This is a genomic window from Sulfurospirillum diekertiae (assembly GCF_002309535.1).
Taxonomy (GTDB): domain Bacteria; phylum Campylobacterota; class Campylobacteria; order Campylobacterales; family Sulfurospirillaceae; genus Sulfurospirillum; species Sulfurospirillum diekertiae.
Map to the genome: position 1 here is coordinate 1,428,307 of NZ_CP023275.1, position 15,138 is coordinate 1,443,444.

A 15,138-nucleotide genomic window follows, 5' to 3' on the forward strand; every position below is an offset into this window, starting at 1 on the left:
TATGAATAAAACAGTCGTTAAAGTTGGTCGTCAGTACTTTGATAAGCCACTTATGAGCAGCGATAATCATGACGTAATAAAACAAGCAATTGAAGGTGTTACAATTGTTAGCAATGACATTCCTGATACAACACTTTATGCAGCGTATGCATGGAGAATGTCTTGGATGAAGGATAATGGGGTTAATAATGATTTTGCAAATTTTGGCAAGTTTGGCCTTTTGTATAATGTTATTCCTGGTGCTGAAGGTGGCGACTATGCTTATGTGGTGGGTGCGATCAATAAATCACTTCCAGATACAACATTGACATTGGCTTATGGTGAGGAAGATAAATCTCATTCTCTTTTTTTAGCACAAGCTGATTATATGCCAAAGATTAATGATAGCGTAACGTTAGTCACAGGTCTTCAGTTCTGGAATACAGAATTAGATGAAAGAAGTGTGGCTTGGGCAGATTCAACGGTTTACTCAGCCAAACTTGGTCTTAATGTTGGACCTGTTGGGGCTTATGTAGCGTATGCTAAGATTAATGATGGACGTGGCGCTTGGGGCGTTGGTATGACAGATGATCGCCCAAGACTGTATACTTCAACACTTACAGATGCTGGACAATTTGAAGCGTCAACTCAGTATGCTGTTGATGTACATGCATTTGTTCCTCAAATCGCAACCGTTCTTGGCGTGCGTTATGTCAATATTGATTTAGATGAAAAAGGTGCAGCATCATCACAGGTTGGTATTGGAAAGATTGATCAAACAGGTTTCTATGCTATACACAACTTCAGCGGTTCACTCAAAGGTCTCTACTGTATGGGCTTTTATGAAATTGCAAATAATAGTAATGATGCATATAGCAGAGATGAAATCCGTTTTAGAGTTGGTTACGAATTTTAATAGCAATATATTTTTTCTAACGAAACAAGTATAGATCTCCTTGTAATAAAATGGGTTTTGCATGTAAGTATGCAACGCCCATTTTTTATTTACATGTAAAGCTTTAAATGTATGGCTTTACATGTAACTAAAAATACATGCTCAAGGATTACAGATATGAAATTGCAACAGAAGATTACACTTTCTATTGTGTTAGGATTGGTCACTGGATTTGTTGTTTTTTTAGTCATTAACCATTCGATGATGAAAGAAACGACAAGTTCAGAAATTTATGAAAAGCTTAAAGATAAGTCATTTGGGTTGACTCAAAACATACAAAATTGGTTTGAATCAAAGCAACAAATCGCAAGTGCGTTAGCAGATGTTGCGCAAAAGATTGAAGATAGATCCCCTGAAAATTTACGAAGCTATTTGAATCTTGTCAATAAATCTGCGAAGATAGATGCTTCTATGGTTTACTATAAAGGTATGCCACTTCGTCATACCGATCCTAACTGGGCACCTTCTCCTGAGCAAGAAGAAGCCAATATGCCATATCAAATGATGCTCTCCAAAAAATTTAAAGAACAAGCGATCAGTCCTATTATTAAAAGTCCTATCGATAAAGTGACTGATTTGTTGGTTATTGTCTCTCCTTTTAATGGTGACAGTGAAGTGACCTTGGTTGTTGAGATTAAAGATATTAATGAAAAAGTACGTGAGAGTAAGTTTGAAGGTGGTTATGCTGCGTTGATAGGGGCTGATCACAAAATTATTGTTGATCCAAATGTAAAGATGCAAGGGAAGTCACTTTCTGAAAATGCTCCTGAATTAAAGTGGCTGGAAGAGGAAATTTTTTCTAAAAAATCAGGTTTAGCTGACTATAAAATGGCGGGGAAAGAATGGATAGCAGTATTTGATACCGTTGAAGCTACCGGCTGGAAAGTTGTCGTGACCGTAGACAAAGAAATTGCTTTTTCTAATCTAAATGCGCAAACTCAAAAATTACTCTTTATTAGTTTTGGCTTTTTCTTGTTAGGTTTGATTGGAATTTATGCTCTTTTAAAATGGCAGTTTAAACCACTGCACGCATTGCAGACGATGGTGAAAGATTTGTCATCAGGAGAAGGGGATCTCACTCAGCGTTTGAAAGTGCAAAGCAAGGATGAGTTAGCGGATATTGCTACTTCAGTAAACCTTTTTATTGAAAAGATTCAAATTTTACTTACCAACTCAAAAGAAAGTAGCAGTGAAAATGCATCGATTGCGCATGAACTTTCTACCACCTCTTTATCGGTAGGGAAACGCTCAGAAGAAGAGAGTTTAATCGTTTCCGCTTCCGTTACAGAGGGGCGCAATGTTTTGCAAGAAGTACAAAACGCTGTGAGTATTATCAAACATAACAGTGAACAATTAGATTTGGCAAATGTAAATTTTAAAACTATTCAAAAAGAGATGGATACAGTCAATTCAATACTACAAGTGGGTTCGAAAAAAGAAATAGAATTAGCAAAAAAACTTCAAGTTACTTCTGAGAATACAGAAGAAATAAAATATGTCCTAACCGTTATCGCTGATATTGCGGATCAAACCAACTTGCTTGCACTTAATGCCGCCATTGAAGCTGCACGAGCTGGAGAGCACGGACGAGGTTTTGCTGTGGTCGCTGATGAAGTTAGAAAATTAGCAGAACGCACTCAAAAAAGTTTGAGTGAAATTAATACCACCATTAATGTTGTTGTTCAATCAATTGCTGATGCAAGTGGAGAGATGGATTTTAACTCTAAAGAGATATTTAAACTTGCAGAGTTATCCTCAGAGCTCAAAACTATTGTAGGTGATAATGCAAAAATACTTGAATCTACAATTGCGAACAATCGTCAAAGTGTTCAAGACTTTGTACACGTCAATGAATCAGTCGATACTATGATTAAAAAAATACAAGAAGTAGATACTATTGCAAGTGCTAATGCTAGAAGTATTGAAGAGGTAGCAAGTGCTAGTGATCACCTCTCTTCGATGACTAATAAACTCGATAATGAACTTAAAAAGTTTAAAGTTTAAGCATGTCAGATATGTCTTCATTTTTGTGTCAAGACTGTATTGTTGATTTTAAGCAAGATGTGATGAATATGCTAATTCACACCATAGAACTAAAAGATATCTATACATCAGGCCATTCAGAGCAAGTGGCTCGTTATTGTTGTTCAATTGGTAATGCTCTTAACTTAGGGTTAAAGGATACAATTCTTTTATACCAATCTGCTTTTATGCATGACATAGGAAAAATTCTTATTGATCCTAAAATTTTGCAAAAAAATGATTATTTGACGAAAGAAGAATATGAGAGTGTTAAAAAACATTCTACTTTTGGAGCTCAAATGCTTCAAAATATCAATTTATTTCAAGAGCATGCTCAAATCGTTAAACATCATCATGAAAGATGGGATGGAACAGGCTATCCAGATGGTCTTACAAATAAAAAGATACCATTTTTTTCCAGAATCATTGCGATAGTTGATGCTTTTGATGCTATGACATCTATGCGAAATTATAAAAATAAATGCACATTTGATGAAGCTCTTAATGAGTTGGATCGTTGCAGTGGAACGCAGTTTGATCCGGAACTTGTTTCAATTTCCGTGAAAGTCCTCAGTGCATTTATTAACAACAACGCATTCAATAAAAAAATATGTTAAAGTTTAATAATGACATATAATAAAGTTTGATGAATAAAGGAAGACTATGTTAGATGAAATAAGAACAATTACCATCAAAGAATTAAAAGAAGAGATCAAAGAAAATCTAGAATATGCTCATCCCGAAAAAAATGAAAGTGTAGCTGCTGCCAATGCCTTTGGTGTACACTATGGATTTAAACCCTATGTAAATGATATTTTTTTTGCAACAGAAGATGAAGCGGTTGCCTATACGTTTAACACAGAAACAATCTATCAAAACATTAAAGAGCTTAATGATAGTGCAAAAGTTATTGAAAGTTATGATGATACAGAAGATACCTTGTGCTATGCTATTTTTAATGATATTGATAAAATTGCTCTTAAACAAGTCTTTTTTAGCCCCAAATCACAAAATGAAATTACAATCAAATTTCTCTTTGAAGAAGAGCAACTTTGTGTCTCTGATGAGAGTTCTCTAATGTTTACATGTAAACTAATGGATAGCGGTGAGACTGTATGGAACGAGGAAGAAAGTATTGAATTAATGTTCGAAAAAGAAGGGATTTTATACCCTGAGAATATTCGTAAGTTAGTAGAGGGCTTGTGGCTTTCTTGGAGAAACTATGAAAGAACTCTTGAAGAACTTGAAAAAGATCTAAATGCTTTAGTAGCATGGATTAATGCAATGACAAAAACAAAGCCCAATTTTATAGAATAAGTTGAAAGTTTTTATAATTCATGAGAAAGGAAAGCTAAATGAAGTTGGAAAAAAAGATTATCCTTTCTATTATGGGAGGTATGCTCTTAGGATTTACGGCATTTCTTAGTATCAACTATTCTATGATGTATGAAACAACCAGTACAGAAATCTATGATAAACTTAAAGGTAAATCTGCTGATTTAACACGAGATATTGAAGAATGGTTGGGAGATAAGCAGCGAACAGCTCTTGCTTTGGCTCGGCGTGCACAGAATCTTCAAGATAGATCACCTGCTAATGTACGAAACTATCTCTACCTCGTCAATCAATCTGCCAATATTGATGCTTCTATGGTTTACTACAAAGGTCAAACCCTCATTCATACAGAACCTGACTGGGCACTTACTCCACAAGAGGAAGAAGCCAATATGCCTTATCAAACGATGTTGGCTAATGGTTTTAATCCTACAATCAGTAAAGTTTTTAAAAGCCCTATTAATAAAATTGATAATATGGTTGCGGCGATTGCTCCTTTTAATGGAGATAGTGTGGCAACGTTGGTTGTTGAGATTAAAGATGTGGAAGAAAAAGTTTCTTCGAGTAACTTGGATGGAGGTTTTGCAGCACTTATCGATGTAGACCGAAGACTTCTTGTTGATCCAAATCCTAATTTTATCGGTAAGAAAATTTCTGAATTTAATCCAGAACTTGGCTGGATGGAAGAAAAAATATTTGCACTAAAGTCAGGATATATTGAATACCTTGTAAAGGGGAAAGTTTATTTGGCTTTTTTTGATACGATTGAATCTACAGGATGGAAAGTGGTACTCACGTTAAAAAAAGAAACTGCTTTTGCAAATTTGACGGTGCAAACAAAGAAGTTGATCTTGATTAGTGTAATCTTTTTTATTCTAGGTGCTATATTTATTGTTATCATTAATATTTTACATGAATATTGGAGACGCGAAATTGAGCTGAAACGAGATGAATATGAGTTTATTTTAGCACATCGTTCTCGCATCAGTGAGATAGGTGAACTCATCTCTGGGATTAATCATCAATTGCATCAACCTTTGAATTCTTTAAGTCTTTTATCCTCTTCAATGCTTTCCAAATCAAAAAATAAAACACTGACTTCTGAAGTTTTAGAAGAGAACCTTATCATGTCTCAAAAAGCTATTGCGCTTATGTCTACGACTATTGGGATGTTTCGAAACTTTTATAGGTTTGATGGAAATGCCACTACTTTTTGCTTAAAACAGTGTATAGACGGGGTTTTACAAGTTCTTTATATTGATTTTTCTCGTCACAATATCAGTGTTGAGATTGACTGTGATAGATGTGACATGTTAAACATTACTTCTGTAGATAACTTCATTCAACAAGTATTACTGGTTCTGCTTCAAAATGCAAAAGAAGCATTACTGATGACGAATGACAGAATAGATAATAAAATACAAATCCATGTTTCTCTTGATGGTGAATTAGTCAACGTTGATATTGCAGATTGGGGAGAGGGAATTAGTAAAGCGATTGAAGAAAAACTTTTTGACAATATTAAAAGTTCTAAAAAAACTTTAGGCAGTGGTATTGGGCTTTATTTTGCAAGAAAATTAGCCAGAGAAAAACTCAAAGGTGATCTTGTATTGGTGCAATCTTCAATGCCAACAATATTTAGATTTTCTTTTAAAAATTATTTATCTCCAAAGGAGCAAAACGATGCATCTGCAAACGCTTAATTTACTTAATGATATCTGTGTACTTATAGTCGAAGATGATGAGATTGCAAGAACGACGATTAAACAAGATATTAAGCCCTATTGCAAAGCTTGCTATGAAGCGGCAGATGGACTAAGTGGATTGCAAAGTTTTAAAGAACATCATATTGATGTTATTATCACGGATATTCATATGCCTGGTATTAATGGACTGGATATGATTAAAGAGATATTAAAACTCAAATCCGAACAATTGTTTATCGTTATGACTTCTTATGATAATGATAAAAACTTGATTGAGAGTATGAAAGAGGGAGCGTGTAGTTTTTTGCGTAAGCCTTTAGATATAGAAGAGTTACAAACAGCTCTTATAATGAGTTTAGGAAGAATCAAATATACGACAAAAATTCTTAGTGAAAGTGTTTATATTGATTACCAAAAAGAGATTATATATATAGATAATCAACCTGTTTTTCTCTCACATACAAGCAATAAAATATTTTGGTTATTGTCTTACAATATAGGTCGTTTGGTTTCTTATAATATGATAGAAGATTACATTTACGATGGCGAATCTGTTAATAAAAATATCTTACACAATGCTATCCTGAGAATTAAAAAACAACTTCACTCTATTGATATTGAAAACATCCCAAGTGAAGGATATATTTTAAAAGTTAAAACATTGTAATTAGTTTTAGCGAGTCAAATTAACTATCAAAAAATTTATTTCTGAAGCAAATGATTAAATGTACAGGACAGAATAGTGTTTTTGTTTGTGTACAAGGATATTTTATAAAGTAAAACTACTTCATTACATGGTTTACATGTAAGCATTTTCTATCTTCAACACCTCCTTTAATTTTAAGTTTTTTTTAATTTTCAGATGAGTTCTCTGATAGTGTATTGCTTTATACTTAAACTTAGAAATTAAAAAGAAAGGTTGTAACGTGAAAAGAGTTTTTCCAATACTTGGCATCTTTCTTTTTTCCATTGTGTTACTGTGTATCTCTGTACAGGCTGTTGACAATGCTATGTCACCTACTACTACAGCCAAAGAGGCTACACCTGTGATAGAAGTAAGCAAGGAATTAAGAGACCAATACCCAATCAAATCGCACCATGCGAAGTTATCCATAGATTGTATTCACTGTCATGATGACCAAGGACGTGTTCCTGCTAAATTTGAATACATTGGGGATAAAGGGTGTCTTAGCTGTCATGGAAGTAAAGAAAAAATGGCCAAACGAACAGGATTTATGGATATGTTCCATACCAATCCTCATAATTCCTATCATGATGGCCCAACATTATCATGTGATGAGTGTCATAAAGAACATGAACCTTCACAAAATAGATGTATGGAGTGTCACGAAAAAGAGGTTCCTAATTGGATGAAGAAGGTAATGCCATGATAAAAAATATTTTTACGTCTATTAAAAAGAAAATTCCACTTCTTTTAGTTGTAGGAATTGTTGTAGGCTTTATCGTTTCTTATACATCCTATGAAGCAATATCAAGAACAGGAACGCCTCAGTTTTGTGTTGTTTGTCATGAAATGGCGCCGATGAGAGCATCATATGATAACGATGTTCATGGTGGCAACGGTAAAACAGGCATAAGAGTCAATTGTGTTGATTGCCATCTTCCTCATAATAATCTTGTCAATTATGTTTTTACAAAAGCAAAAAATGGAATGTCTGAAGTAGGTACTCATTTTTTTGGAAATCCAGATGCTATAGACTGGCAACAAAAGAGAGAAGAGCGAGCTAAATTTGTTTATGATGATGGATGTATTAAGTGTCATAGCAATTATGCAACAAATGAAAAAATAAGTCCAAAAGCTCGACAAATGCATGAGCATTATAATGGACTTCTTGGTACAAATAAAGAATTGGGTTGTGCAAGTTGTCATGCAGAGATAGGACATAACGGACTTAATAATATGTTAAATATTTATAAGCCAGAACACGCTCTTTATGAAAAAGGCTCTGCAAAAGAAAAAATTAAAATAAATGAAAAATTATACGGAAAAGGAAGTTCTAATTAACAAAGTATCCCCTAAAACAAAAATAAAAAACAGAACAGAATAAGGTGCTCGCAAGAGTCAATACATACGAAAAATCAAAAAAGGAAAAAAGATGACAAATCAATCAAGACGAAATTTTTTTAAGACCAGTGCAATTGGTACAGGAGTTGTGGCATTAGGTGCAACAGGAATTGGTTCAAGTTTGAGTGCTGCAGAAAAAGGTCCAGATTTAGATAAAGCAGCTGCGCAACCTTTTATCACTGAAAGAGGAATTGCTCCTTCAAAAAATCCTGCATATCCAAATACTTTACCAAAAGTTGATGCAAGCCAAGTTAAAGAGACTGTTGAAGCTGATATTATCGTCATTGGAGCTGGTTTTGCAGGTATGTGTGCAGCTATTTCTGCTGTAGAAGTTGGTGCAAAAGTAATTGTGTTGGAAAAATATAAAAGACCAGGTGCCCGTGGTGGCCATATTACTGCATTTGGTTCAGATTTTCAAGATAAACACGGAATCACTAAAGATATTCATCCAAGACAAATCGCGAAAGAACTTGAACGATGGGGACAAGGACGTGTTGATGAAGACTTACTAAGACTCTTTATTGAAAAAAGTGGCGCATGTATGGATTGGCTCGATAACACATTGAAAACAAAAGGCTTTCAAAATGGTCAATGGTTTGAAGGTTGTAAAGATCCATTCTATTATGAACACCCAGTAACACATATGTTTAGAGATAAAAATGGCGTACCTGGTAACGCACCTGTGGTTGATGCTCTTGTTGAAATTGCAAAAGAGAAAGGCGTAGATGTAGTTTTTGAAGCGAGAGCACTTAAACTTGTTAAAGATGGTAATAAAGTTACAGCAGTTATTGCTAAAACCAAAAAAGGTTATGTTCAATATGCAGCTAAAAAAGCTGTTATTATAGCATCAGGCGATTATGCTTCAAATCATGATATGGTTTCTTACTACTCTCAAACATCATCACTTGCAGATGCTCAAATTTATTTTCCAAGTAAATCCAATACCGGTGATGGTCATATGATTGCTATGGATATTGGTGGTGCTATGCAAAGAGATGCAAACCATGCTGCAGTTATTCACTTAGAAGCAGGTGCAAAAAGTTATAACTTTTTACATGTAAACGCATATGGTAAACGTTTTAAAAATGAAGATATCAATACACAATCAATGAGTTGTGGTAAATTGTATCAAAAAGATGGCATTGCTTGGTCTGTTTATGATGCAAACGGTCTTAGCTATGCAGAAGAGATGATGAAGAAAAAAATTGGTGGTGGTTTATTCTTTGGCCAACAAGATAAAATTGTAGGCGTTAAAGAATGGAGCATGGACGATGAAAAACATATGCTTGAAAAACATATTTCTGAGGGAAAAGTTGTTGTTGCTAACACTCTCGAAGAACTTGCAGATAAAATGGGTGTTCCAAGAGCAGAATTTGTTAAAACTGTTAAAAGATACAATGAAATTGTCAAGGTTAAGAATGATACAGATTTTGGTAAAAGATCTGAATGTCTTTATCCTGTTGAAAAGGCACCTTTTTATGCTGGTAAGCTTTTGGCAACATTACTTACAATGTGTGGCGGTCTTAGTACGGATGATAGAATGCTTGTTCTTGATAAAGATGATAAAGCATTTGATAACCTCTATGTTGCTGGTGCTGCACAAGGTAACTTCTTTGCAGGCGATTACCCAACAATCTGTCCAGGTATTGGTCATGGACGTTGTATGACATTCGGACGCCTTACTGGTCTAGTTGCTGCAGGTAAGAGTGTTAATGATGTTAAAACAAAAATGACACTATAAGTTACATTTTTGAGATAGGTCTGCTTGTAATAAGCAGACCTTGTATGTACCCTTGCGAGGTTATATACAAGGTCTTTTATCTTATATCTCTACATAGCAATAGATAAAACGTTATTAAAGGATATGGAATGAACATTAAAATCTCAAATATTGCTAATCTTCCATCCAAATTTGGAAATTTAAAAATCCAATCTTTTCAAGAAGGTATTAAAGAGCATTTAGTGATTTTCAAAGAACCTCTTGGGCAGATTCCATTGGTTAGAATTCATAGTGAATGTTTAACAGGGGATGCACTTGGCTCTTTAAAATGCGATTGTGGTGAACAGCTTGAGTTTGCATTGCAGAATATCTCATCACTTGGTGGAATGATCATTTACTTACGTCAAGAAGGACGCAATATTGGTTTGTTTAATAAAGTAAATGCCTATGCGCTACAAGATCAAGGGTTCGATACTATTGAAGCAAATCATCAGTTGGGTTTTAAAAGTGATGAACGTAGTTATGAAGTGGTAGAAACTATTTTAGAGCATTTTAAAATTGATAAAATTCGTTTGCTTACGAATAACCCTAAAAAAATGAGTTGTTTAAAAAACATTATGATTATTGAAAGATGGCCAATTATTATACCTTCAAATAATCATAACGTTGATTATTTGAAAACTAAAAAAGAAATGATGGGTCATTTACTTTAAAGGAAAAACATGAATGCAATATTAAGCGATCAAAAAACATTCCAGGCTATTATCCGCGTTAATCAAGCGATTGAGGATATTAGACAAGGCAAGATGGTTGTTATGGTAGATGATGAAGATAGAGAAAATGAAGGTGATTTAGTTTATGCTGCTTCTTTTTCTACACCACAAAAAGTTAATTTTATGGCAAGTCATGCAAAAGGGCTTATCTGTGTTGCTATTTCAAAAAAGATAGCAAATAGATTGCAATTAGAGCCTATGGTCAAAAAAAATGATTCATCATATGAAACCGCTTTTACAATTACAGTCGATGCAAGAACAGCAGCAACGGGTATATCTGCAGGTGAGCGTGATATGACCATAAAAATTTTAGCAGATGGTGGATCGCATGAATCAGAACTCGTTCGTCCCGGCCATATTTTTCCATTGATTGCTAAAGAGGGTGGTGCATTAGTAAGAATAGGTCATACTGAGGGTTCTGTAGATTTATGTCGTTTAGCAGGACAGGGTGACTCTGCCGTTATTTGTGAAATCATGAAAGAAGATGGAACAATGGCTAGACGTCCTGATCTGGATATCTTTTGTGCGAAGCATGAATTAAATATTGTCTATATTTCTGATATTGTAGAGTATCGCATGATGAATGAATCACTTATTCGTGTTATTGCCGAATCAACAACGCAATTTTTAGGCAAAGATGCCAGACGTTATGACTTTGTGGATCATAATGATAACCATCATATAGCCTATGCGTTTGGAAATATTAAAAATAGATCAGCAGTAAAATTTCATAGTATTATGCCTGATAATGAACTTTTAGCTGATACAAAAAAATATAATAGCTTAATTCAAGCCATACACTATCTGCAAAAAAGTGGTGGAGTATTGATTTTTATGGATAATGGAACACAAGATATGTCTAAAATTCGTGAATACGGTATAGGTGCGCAAATAATTAAACATCTAGGTATAGAAAATATAGAACTTTTAAGTGATAGTAAGAATAAAGAGTTTGTTGGCATTAGTGGGTTTGGCCTTAGCGTCATTAAAAGTACGAATGTTAATGAAACTGTTGCTTAAAATAACAAGTATTTATTGTCAATGAAAATAAAGAGTAAAAAAGGTATCAGTGTAATGGGTTTCTATCTTGTAGCGTATGGTTTAAGTTGTGTTGTGTTGGGAATGATGATTGGCACATGCATTCAATTCTCTAAAATTAATAAATGAGTCTGCAATGGATTATATCAGTATATCCATTTTGTTAAAATGTATGATATGAAGGATAATAATGAATATTGTAGAAGGTAAATTGTCCCTAAATGGTGACGAAAAAGTTGCTATTATTAATGCACGCTTTAACCATATCATCACAGATCGTTTGGTAGAAGGAGCGCGGGATGCCTATTTGAGACATGGTGGCAAAGATGAAAATTTAGATCTTGTTTTGGTACCGGGTGCATTTGAAATTCCAATGGCACTTAATCGTCTTTTGGCTTGTAGTAAATACGATGCAGTATGTTGTTTAGGTGCAGTAATACGTGGTTCAACGCCACATTTTGACTATGTGTCTGCAGAAGTGACCAAAGGTGTGGCCAATGTAGCACTTCAATTTGCTAAACCAGTCGCTTTTGGTGTCCTGACAGTGGATAGCATTGAACAAGCAATTGAACGAGCAGGTAGTAAAGCAGGTAATAAAGGTTTTGAAGCAATGGTTACTGTCATTGAACTATTAAGTCTATACTCTGCATTAAAGAATTAAGAAAAAGTTATAGATGTAGATATTGATAGAATTGATGGTGTTTTTTTGAGCATCGAGATAGATAGAAATACTACTGAATATTATTTAATGATTAAAGAATTAGTAGAAAAATTATTATTATCTACAAACAACCTATAATTATTTTCTATACTTACATTTATAATAATTAAATATTTTAAAAATAAGGATAGAATATGGCACACATAGCACTTTGCGTCTATGAAAATATGAGTGATTCTGTTAAAAAACATGCGGATAAGAAATTGGAAAAAACGGGTAGCTTGGGTGAGATATTTCAGCTACTTGCATTAAATGAAGACGTTTATTTTGCTACAGATACTATGGTTTCCAAGTTTCTCTTGAAAGAAACATTACTCCCTTATGTCACCAAACAAAGAATTGCAATATTAGTATCATTGGATAATGGGTGTAAAATGTGTGCAGGTGTACACAAGCAACTTGCACGGGCTTTAGGTGTGAGTGAGGTTGAAATTGAAGAAATAGCATTAGGTATTGATGCCCTAAGTTGTAGTGAAGCTGAAAAAAGGTTACTTCATTTTTGTATTCGTGCCTCAAAAAAAGATAACTATAAAATCATGAAAGAAGATATAGAAGTTATCAAGGCGTTTGGATACAGTGAAAAAGAGATCTTTGAAGCGGTTTGTATTGTTGGATATTTTAATTATATCAATACCTTATCTAATACATTTGGTCTTGGAAGCGAATAAAACATAAAATATTAGGGACGACTTTTTATCTTACTTTTTTTTTAAAAGCGTTCCTTTAACACAAATTATTGTCTGATATATTGACAAAATCTTTATAAAATCTCCAAAAATATAAAAAAAGAAAAGTATTTACTTATTACTTCGTAAATATTATTAACTTTCATTATTTTAAAATTAAAATCTATATCTTTCCTATAACAAAGCTATAACTTTTGTATATCATTCTTAAAATGTGAAATTAATTCATAAACACATTAAAAAATAAATAACTGTACTTGGGGTTATTTATAAAAGGTTACAAGAAGGTTTGAATACCACTGTGTAAGTTGTTACTCTTGGTATTTTTTAAGGAGGAAGTATGGAAAAGAAAAAAAAGCCTGAACTCTCAAGAAGAGATTTTGGTAAGTTGATTATCGGAGCTGGAGCTGCAGCAACGATAGCTCCATTTGGTGTACCAGGTGCAAATGCAGCTGAAAAAGAGAAAAATGCAGCTGAAATTCGTCAACAATTTGCAATGACTGCAGGTTCTCCCATCATAGTTAACGACAAATTGGAAAGATATGCTGAAGTACGAACAGCGTTTACTCATCCAACCTCAAAGTTTAAACCAAACTACAAAGGTGAAGTGAAACCTTGGTTTTTATCAGCATATGATGAGAAAGTACGTCAGATTGAAAATGGTGAAAATGGTCCTAAGATGAAAGCTAAAAATGTAGGAGAAGCTAGAGCAGGTCGTGCACTTGAAGCTGCTGGATGGACCTTAGATATTAACTTTGGAAACATTTATCCAAATAGATTTTTTATGTTATGGTCTGGTGAGACTATGTATAACACCCAATTGTGGGCACCAGCAGGGTTAGATAGAAGACCTCCAGATACAACTGATCCTGTGGAACTTACAAATTATGTAAAATTTGCTGCACGTATGGCAGGTGCTGATTTGGTAGGTGTTGCAAGATTAAATCGTAACTGGGTTTTTTCTGAGGCAGTAACTATACCAGCTGACGTACTTTATGAACAATCTTTGCAGAAAGAGATTGAAAAGCCAATCGTTTTCAAAGATGTTCCACTACCAATAGAAACTGATGATGAATTAATTATCCCTAATACTTGTGAAAATGTTATCGTTGCAGGTATCGCTATGAACCGCGAAATGGCGCAAACAGCTCCTAGCAATATGGCATGTGCAGCAGTATCATTTTGTTATTCACGTATGTGTATGTTCGATATGTGGTTATGCCAGTTTATTCGTTATATGGGTTACTATGCAATACCAAGCTGTAATGGTGTTGGACAATCAGTTGCCTTTGCTGTTGAAGCAGGTTTAGGACAAGCTAGTCGTATGGGTGTTTGTATTACTCCTGAATTTGGACCAAACGTAAGACTTACAAAAGTCTTTACAAATATGCCTTTAGTTCCAGATAAGCCTATCGACTTTGGAGTAACAGAATTTTGTGAAACATGTAAAAAATGTGCACGTGAGTGTCCTTCAAAAGCAATTACTGAAGGTCCAAGAACTTTTGAAGGACGAAGTATTCATAATCAATCAGGTAAATTACAGTGGCAAAATGACTATAATAAATGCTTAGATTATTGGCCGAAATCTGGTGGATATTGTGGCGTATGTGTAGCTGTTTGCCCCTTTACAAAAGGCAATATTTGGATTCATGATGGCGTTGAATGGCTTATTGATAACACAAGATTCTTAGACCCATTAATGCTTGGTATGGATGATGCACTGGGTTATGGTAAAACACGAAATGTAGAAGAAGTATGGAAAGGTAAAATCAATACCTATGGTTTAGATACATCTCACTTTAAAGATACGGAGACAACAGGAAAGGATAGGGTAAAAAAATCATGAAATTATTAAATATTTTAAATTATAAAGCGCTTGGTTTGAGTTTACTTTATTTGGCATTGATTTTGGTTACTTTCCAAATTTCAATGGGAAGTTATGGAGAGGATGAGCCACAAGCTGGTAGTATATTAATGGTTGCTGGATTGATTTTTTCGATCATCGGCGTTTTTCTTTTAATGAAGTTCAAGCCAACATATATTTTATGGGAAAAGCTTAAGCGTTAATTTCTAAATCTATGCATAAAGTAGGGTTTACATCATTACATGTAAACCCT

Annotated in this window: 15 protein-coding genes; all 15 read left to right on the top strand. The window is 34.2% G+C overall.

Translation table 11 applies throughout. The features are described from left to right. The first annotated feature begins 52 nt into the window (after positions 1–52). The 15 genes from SJPD1_RS07390 (at position 53) to SJPD1_RS07460 (ending at position 15,088) form a co-directional block, all read left to right on the top strand. On the top strand, positions 53–895 hold the full coding sequence (locus SJPD1_RS07390) for an OprD family outer membrane porin (protein ID WP_238098878.1): 843 nt from the start codon (positions 53–55) through the stop codon (positions 893–895). A 156-nt stretch (positions 896–1,051) separates the two neighbouring features. Next, positions 1,052–2,938, top strand: coding sequence for a methyl-accepting chemotaxis protein (locus SJPD1_RS07395; protein WP_025344653.1), 1,887 nt, complete (start codon positions 1,052–1,054; stop codon positions 2,936–2,938). 2 nt (positions 2,939–2,940) lie between these two features. Continuing rightward, positions 2,941–3,573 (top strand): HD-GYP domain-containing protein, encoded by a 633-nt coding sequence (locus SJPD1_RS07400; RefSeq protein WP_025344654.1) that lies wholly within the window; start codon positions 2,941–2,943, stop codon positions 3,571–3,573. 46 nt (positions 3,574–3,619) lie between these two features. Beyond that, complete coding sequence (locus tag SJPD1_RS07405; RefSeq protein WP_025344655.1) at positions 3,620–4,273, top strand: hypothetical protein; 654 nt, start codon at positions 3,620–3,622, stop codon at positions 4,271–4,273. A 38-nt stretch (positions 4,274–4,311) separates the two neighbouring features. Next, positions 4,312–5,994 carry an ATP-binding protein gene (locus SJPD1_RS07410; RefSeq protein WP_025344656.1) on the top strand — a complete coding sequence of 561 codons (1,683 nt, stop codon included), beginning with the start codon at positions 4,312–4,314 and terminating at the stop codon, positions 5,992–5,994. Further along, positions 5,975–6,664, top strand: coding sequence for a response regulator transcription factor (locus tag SJPD1_RS07415; RefSeq protein WP_025344657.1), 690 nt, complete (start codon positions 5,975–5,977; stop codon positions 6,662–6,664). The genes SJPD1_RS07410 and SJPD1_RS07415 overlap by 20 nt, the downstream gene beginning before the upstream one ends. 259 nt (positions 6,665–6,923) lie before the next feature. Then, positions 6,924–7,388, top strand: coding sequence for a cytochrome c3 family protein (locus tag SJPD1_RS07420; protein WP_025344658.1), 465 nt, complete (start codon positions 6,924–6,926; stop codon positions 7,386–7,388). Further along, positions 7,364–8,023, top strand: coding sequence for a cytochrome c3 family protein (locus SJPD1_RS07425; protein WP_223809794.1), 660 nt, complete (start codon positions 7,364–7,366; stop codon positions 8,021–8,023). The genes SJPD1_RS07420 and SJPD1_RS07425 overlap by 25 nt, the downstream gene beginning before the upstream one ends. A 91-nt stretch (positions 8,024–8,114) precedes the next feature. Continuing rightward, complete coding sequence (locus tag SJPD1_RS07430) at positions 8,115–9,824, top strand: FAD-dependent oxidoreductase (RefSeq protein ID WP_025344660.1); 1,710 nt, start codon at positions 8,115–8,117, stop codon at positions 9,822–9,824. Positions 9,825–9,952: 128 nt separating this feature from the next. Beyond that, the gene (ribA, locus tag SJPD1_RS07435; protein WP_025344661.1) at positions 9,953–10,516 is read left to right on the top strand and encodes a GTP cyclohydrolase II; all 564 of its coding nucleotides are present in this window, start codon (positions 9,953–9,955) and stop codon (positions 10,514–10,516) included. 9 nt (positions 10,517–10,525) lie between these two features. Next, entirely contained in the window at positions 10,526–11,596 is a 1,071-nt protein-coding gene (locus SJPD1_RS07440) for a bifunctional 3,4-dihydroxy-2-butanone 4-phosphate synthase/GTP cyclohydrolase II (RefSeq protein WP_025344662.1), read from the top strand. Between the two features lie 208 nt (positions 11,597–11,804). Further along, positions 11,805–12,275: a 6,7-dimethyl-8-ribityllumazine synthase gene (ribH, locus tag SJPD1_RS07445; RefSeq protein ID WP_025344663.1), complete on the top strand. Its 471-nt coding sequence runs from the start codon at positions 11,805–11,807 to the stop codon at positions 12,273–12,275. 194 nt (positions 12,276–12,469) lie between these two features. After that, complete coding sequence (locus SJPD1_RS07450) at positions 12,470–13,003, top strand: carboxymuconolactone decarboxylase family protein (RefSeq protein ID WP_025344664.1); 534 nt, start codon at positions 12,470–12,472, stop codon at positions 13,001–13,003. 358 nt (positions 13,004–13,361) lie between these two features. Continuing rightward, on the top strand, positions 13,362–14,867 hold the full coding sequence (locus tag SJPD1_RS07455; protein ID WP_096046650.1) for a reductive dehalogenase: 1,506 nt from the start codon (positions 13,362–13,364) through the stop codon (positions 14,865–14,867). Further along, entirely contained in the window at positions 14,864–15,088 is a 225-nt protein-coding gene (locus SJPD1_RS07460; protein WP_025344666.1) for a hypothetical protein, read from the top strand. Before SJPD1_RS07455 ends, SJPD1_RS07460 begins: the two co-directional genes overlap by 4 nt. Positions 15,089–15,138 lie beyond the last annotated feature (50 nt).

Coding starts and splice junctions, on each gene's coding strand:
- SJPD1_RS07400 (WP_025344654.1), top strand. CDS start 2,941: ATGTCAGATATGTCTTCATTTTTGTGTCAAGACTGTATTGTTGATTTT.
- SJPD1_RS07460 (WP_025344666.1), top strand. CDS start 14,864: ATGAAATTATTAAATATTTTAAATTATAAAGCGCTTGGTTTGAGTTTA.
- ribH (WP_025344663.1), top strand. CDS start 11,805: ATGAATATTGTAGAAGGTAAATTGTCCCTAAATGGTGACGAAAAAGTT.
- SJPD1_RS07440 (WP_025344662.1), top strand. CDS start 10,526: ATGAATGCAATATTAAGCGATCAAAAAACATTCCAGGCTATTATCCGC.
- SJPD1_RS07410 (WP_025344656.1), top strand. CDS start 4,312: ATGAAGTTGGAAAAAAAGATTATCCTTTCTATTATGGGAGGTATGCTC.
- ribA (WP_025344661.1), top strand. CDS start 9,953: ATGAACATTAAAATCTCAAATATTGCTAATCTTCCATCCAAATTTGGA.
- SJPD1_RS07390 (WP_238098878.1), top strand. CDS start 53: ATGAGCAGCGATAATCATGACGTAATAAAACAAGCAATTGAAGGTGTT.
- SJPD1_RS07455 (WP_096046650.1), top strand. CDS start 13,362: ATGGAAAAGAAAAAAAAGCCTGAACTCTCAAGAAGAGATTTTGGTAAG.
- SJPD1_RS07430 (WP_025344660.1), top strand. CDS start 8,115: ATGACAAATCAATCAAGACGAAATTTTTTTAAGACCAGTGCAATTGGT.
- SJPD1_RS07395 (WP_025344653.1), top strand. CDS start 1,052: ATGAAATTGCAACAGAAGATTACACTTTCTATTGTGTTAGGATTGGTC.
- SJPD1_RS07415 (WP_025344657.1), top strand. CDS start 5,975: ATGCATCTGCAAACGCTTAATTTACTTAATGATATCTGTGTACTTATA.
- SJPD1_RS07450 (WP_025344664.1), top strand. CDS start 12,470: ATGGCACACATAGCACTTTGCGTCTATGAAAATATGAGTGATTCTGTT.
- SJPD1_RS07405 (WP_025344655.1), top strand. CDS start 3,620: ATGTTAGATGAAATAAGAACAATTACCATCAAAGAATTAAAAGAAGAG.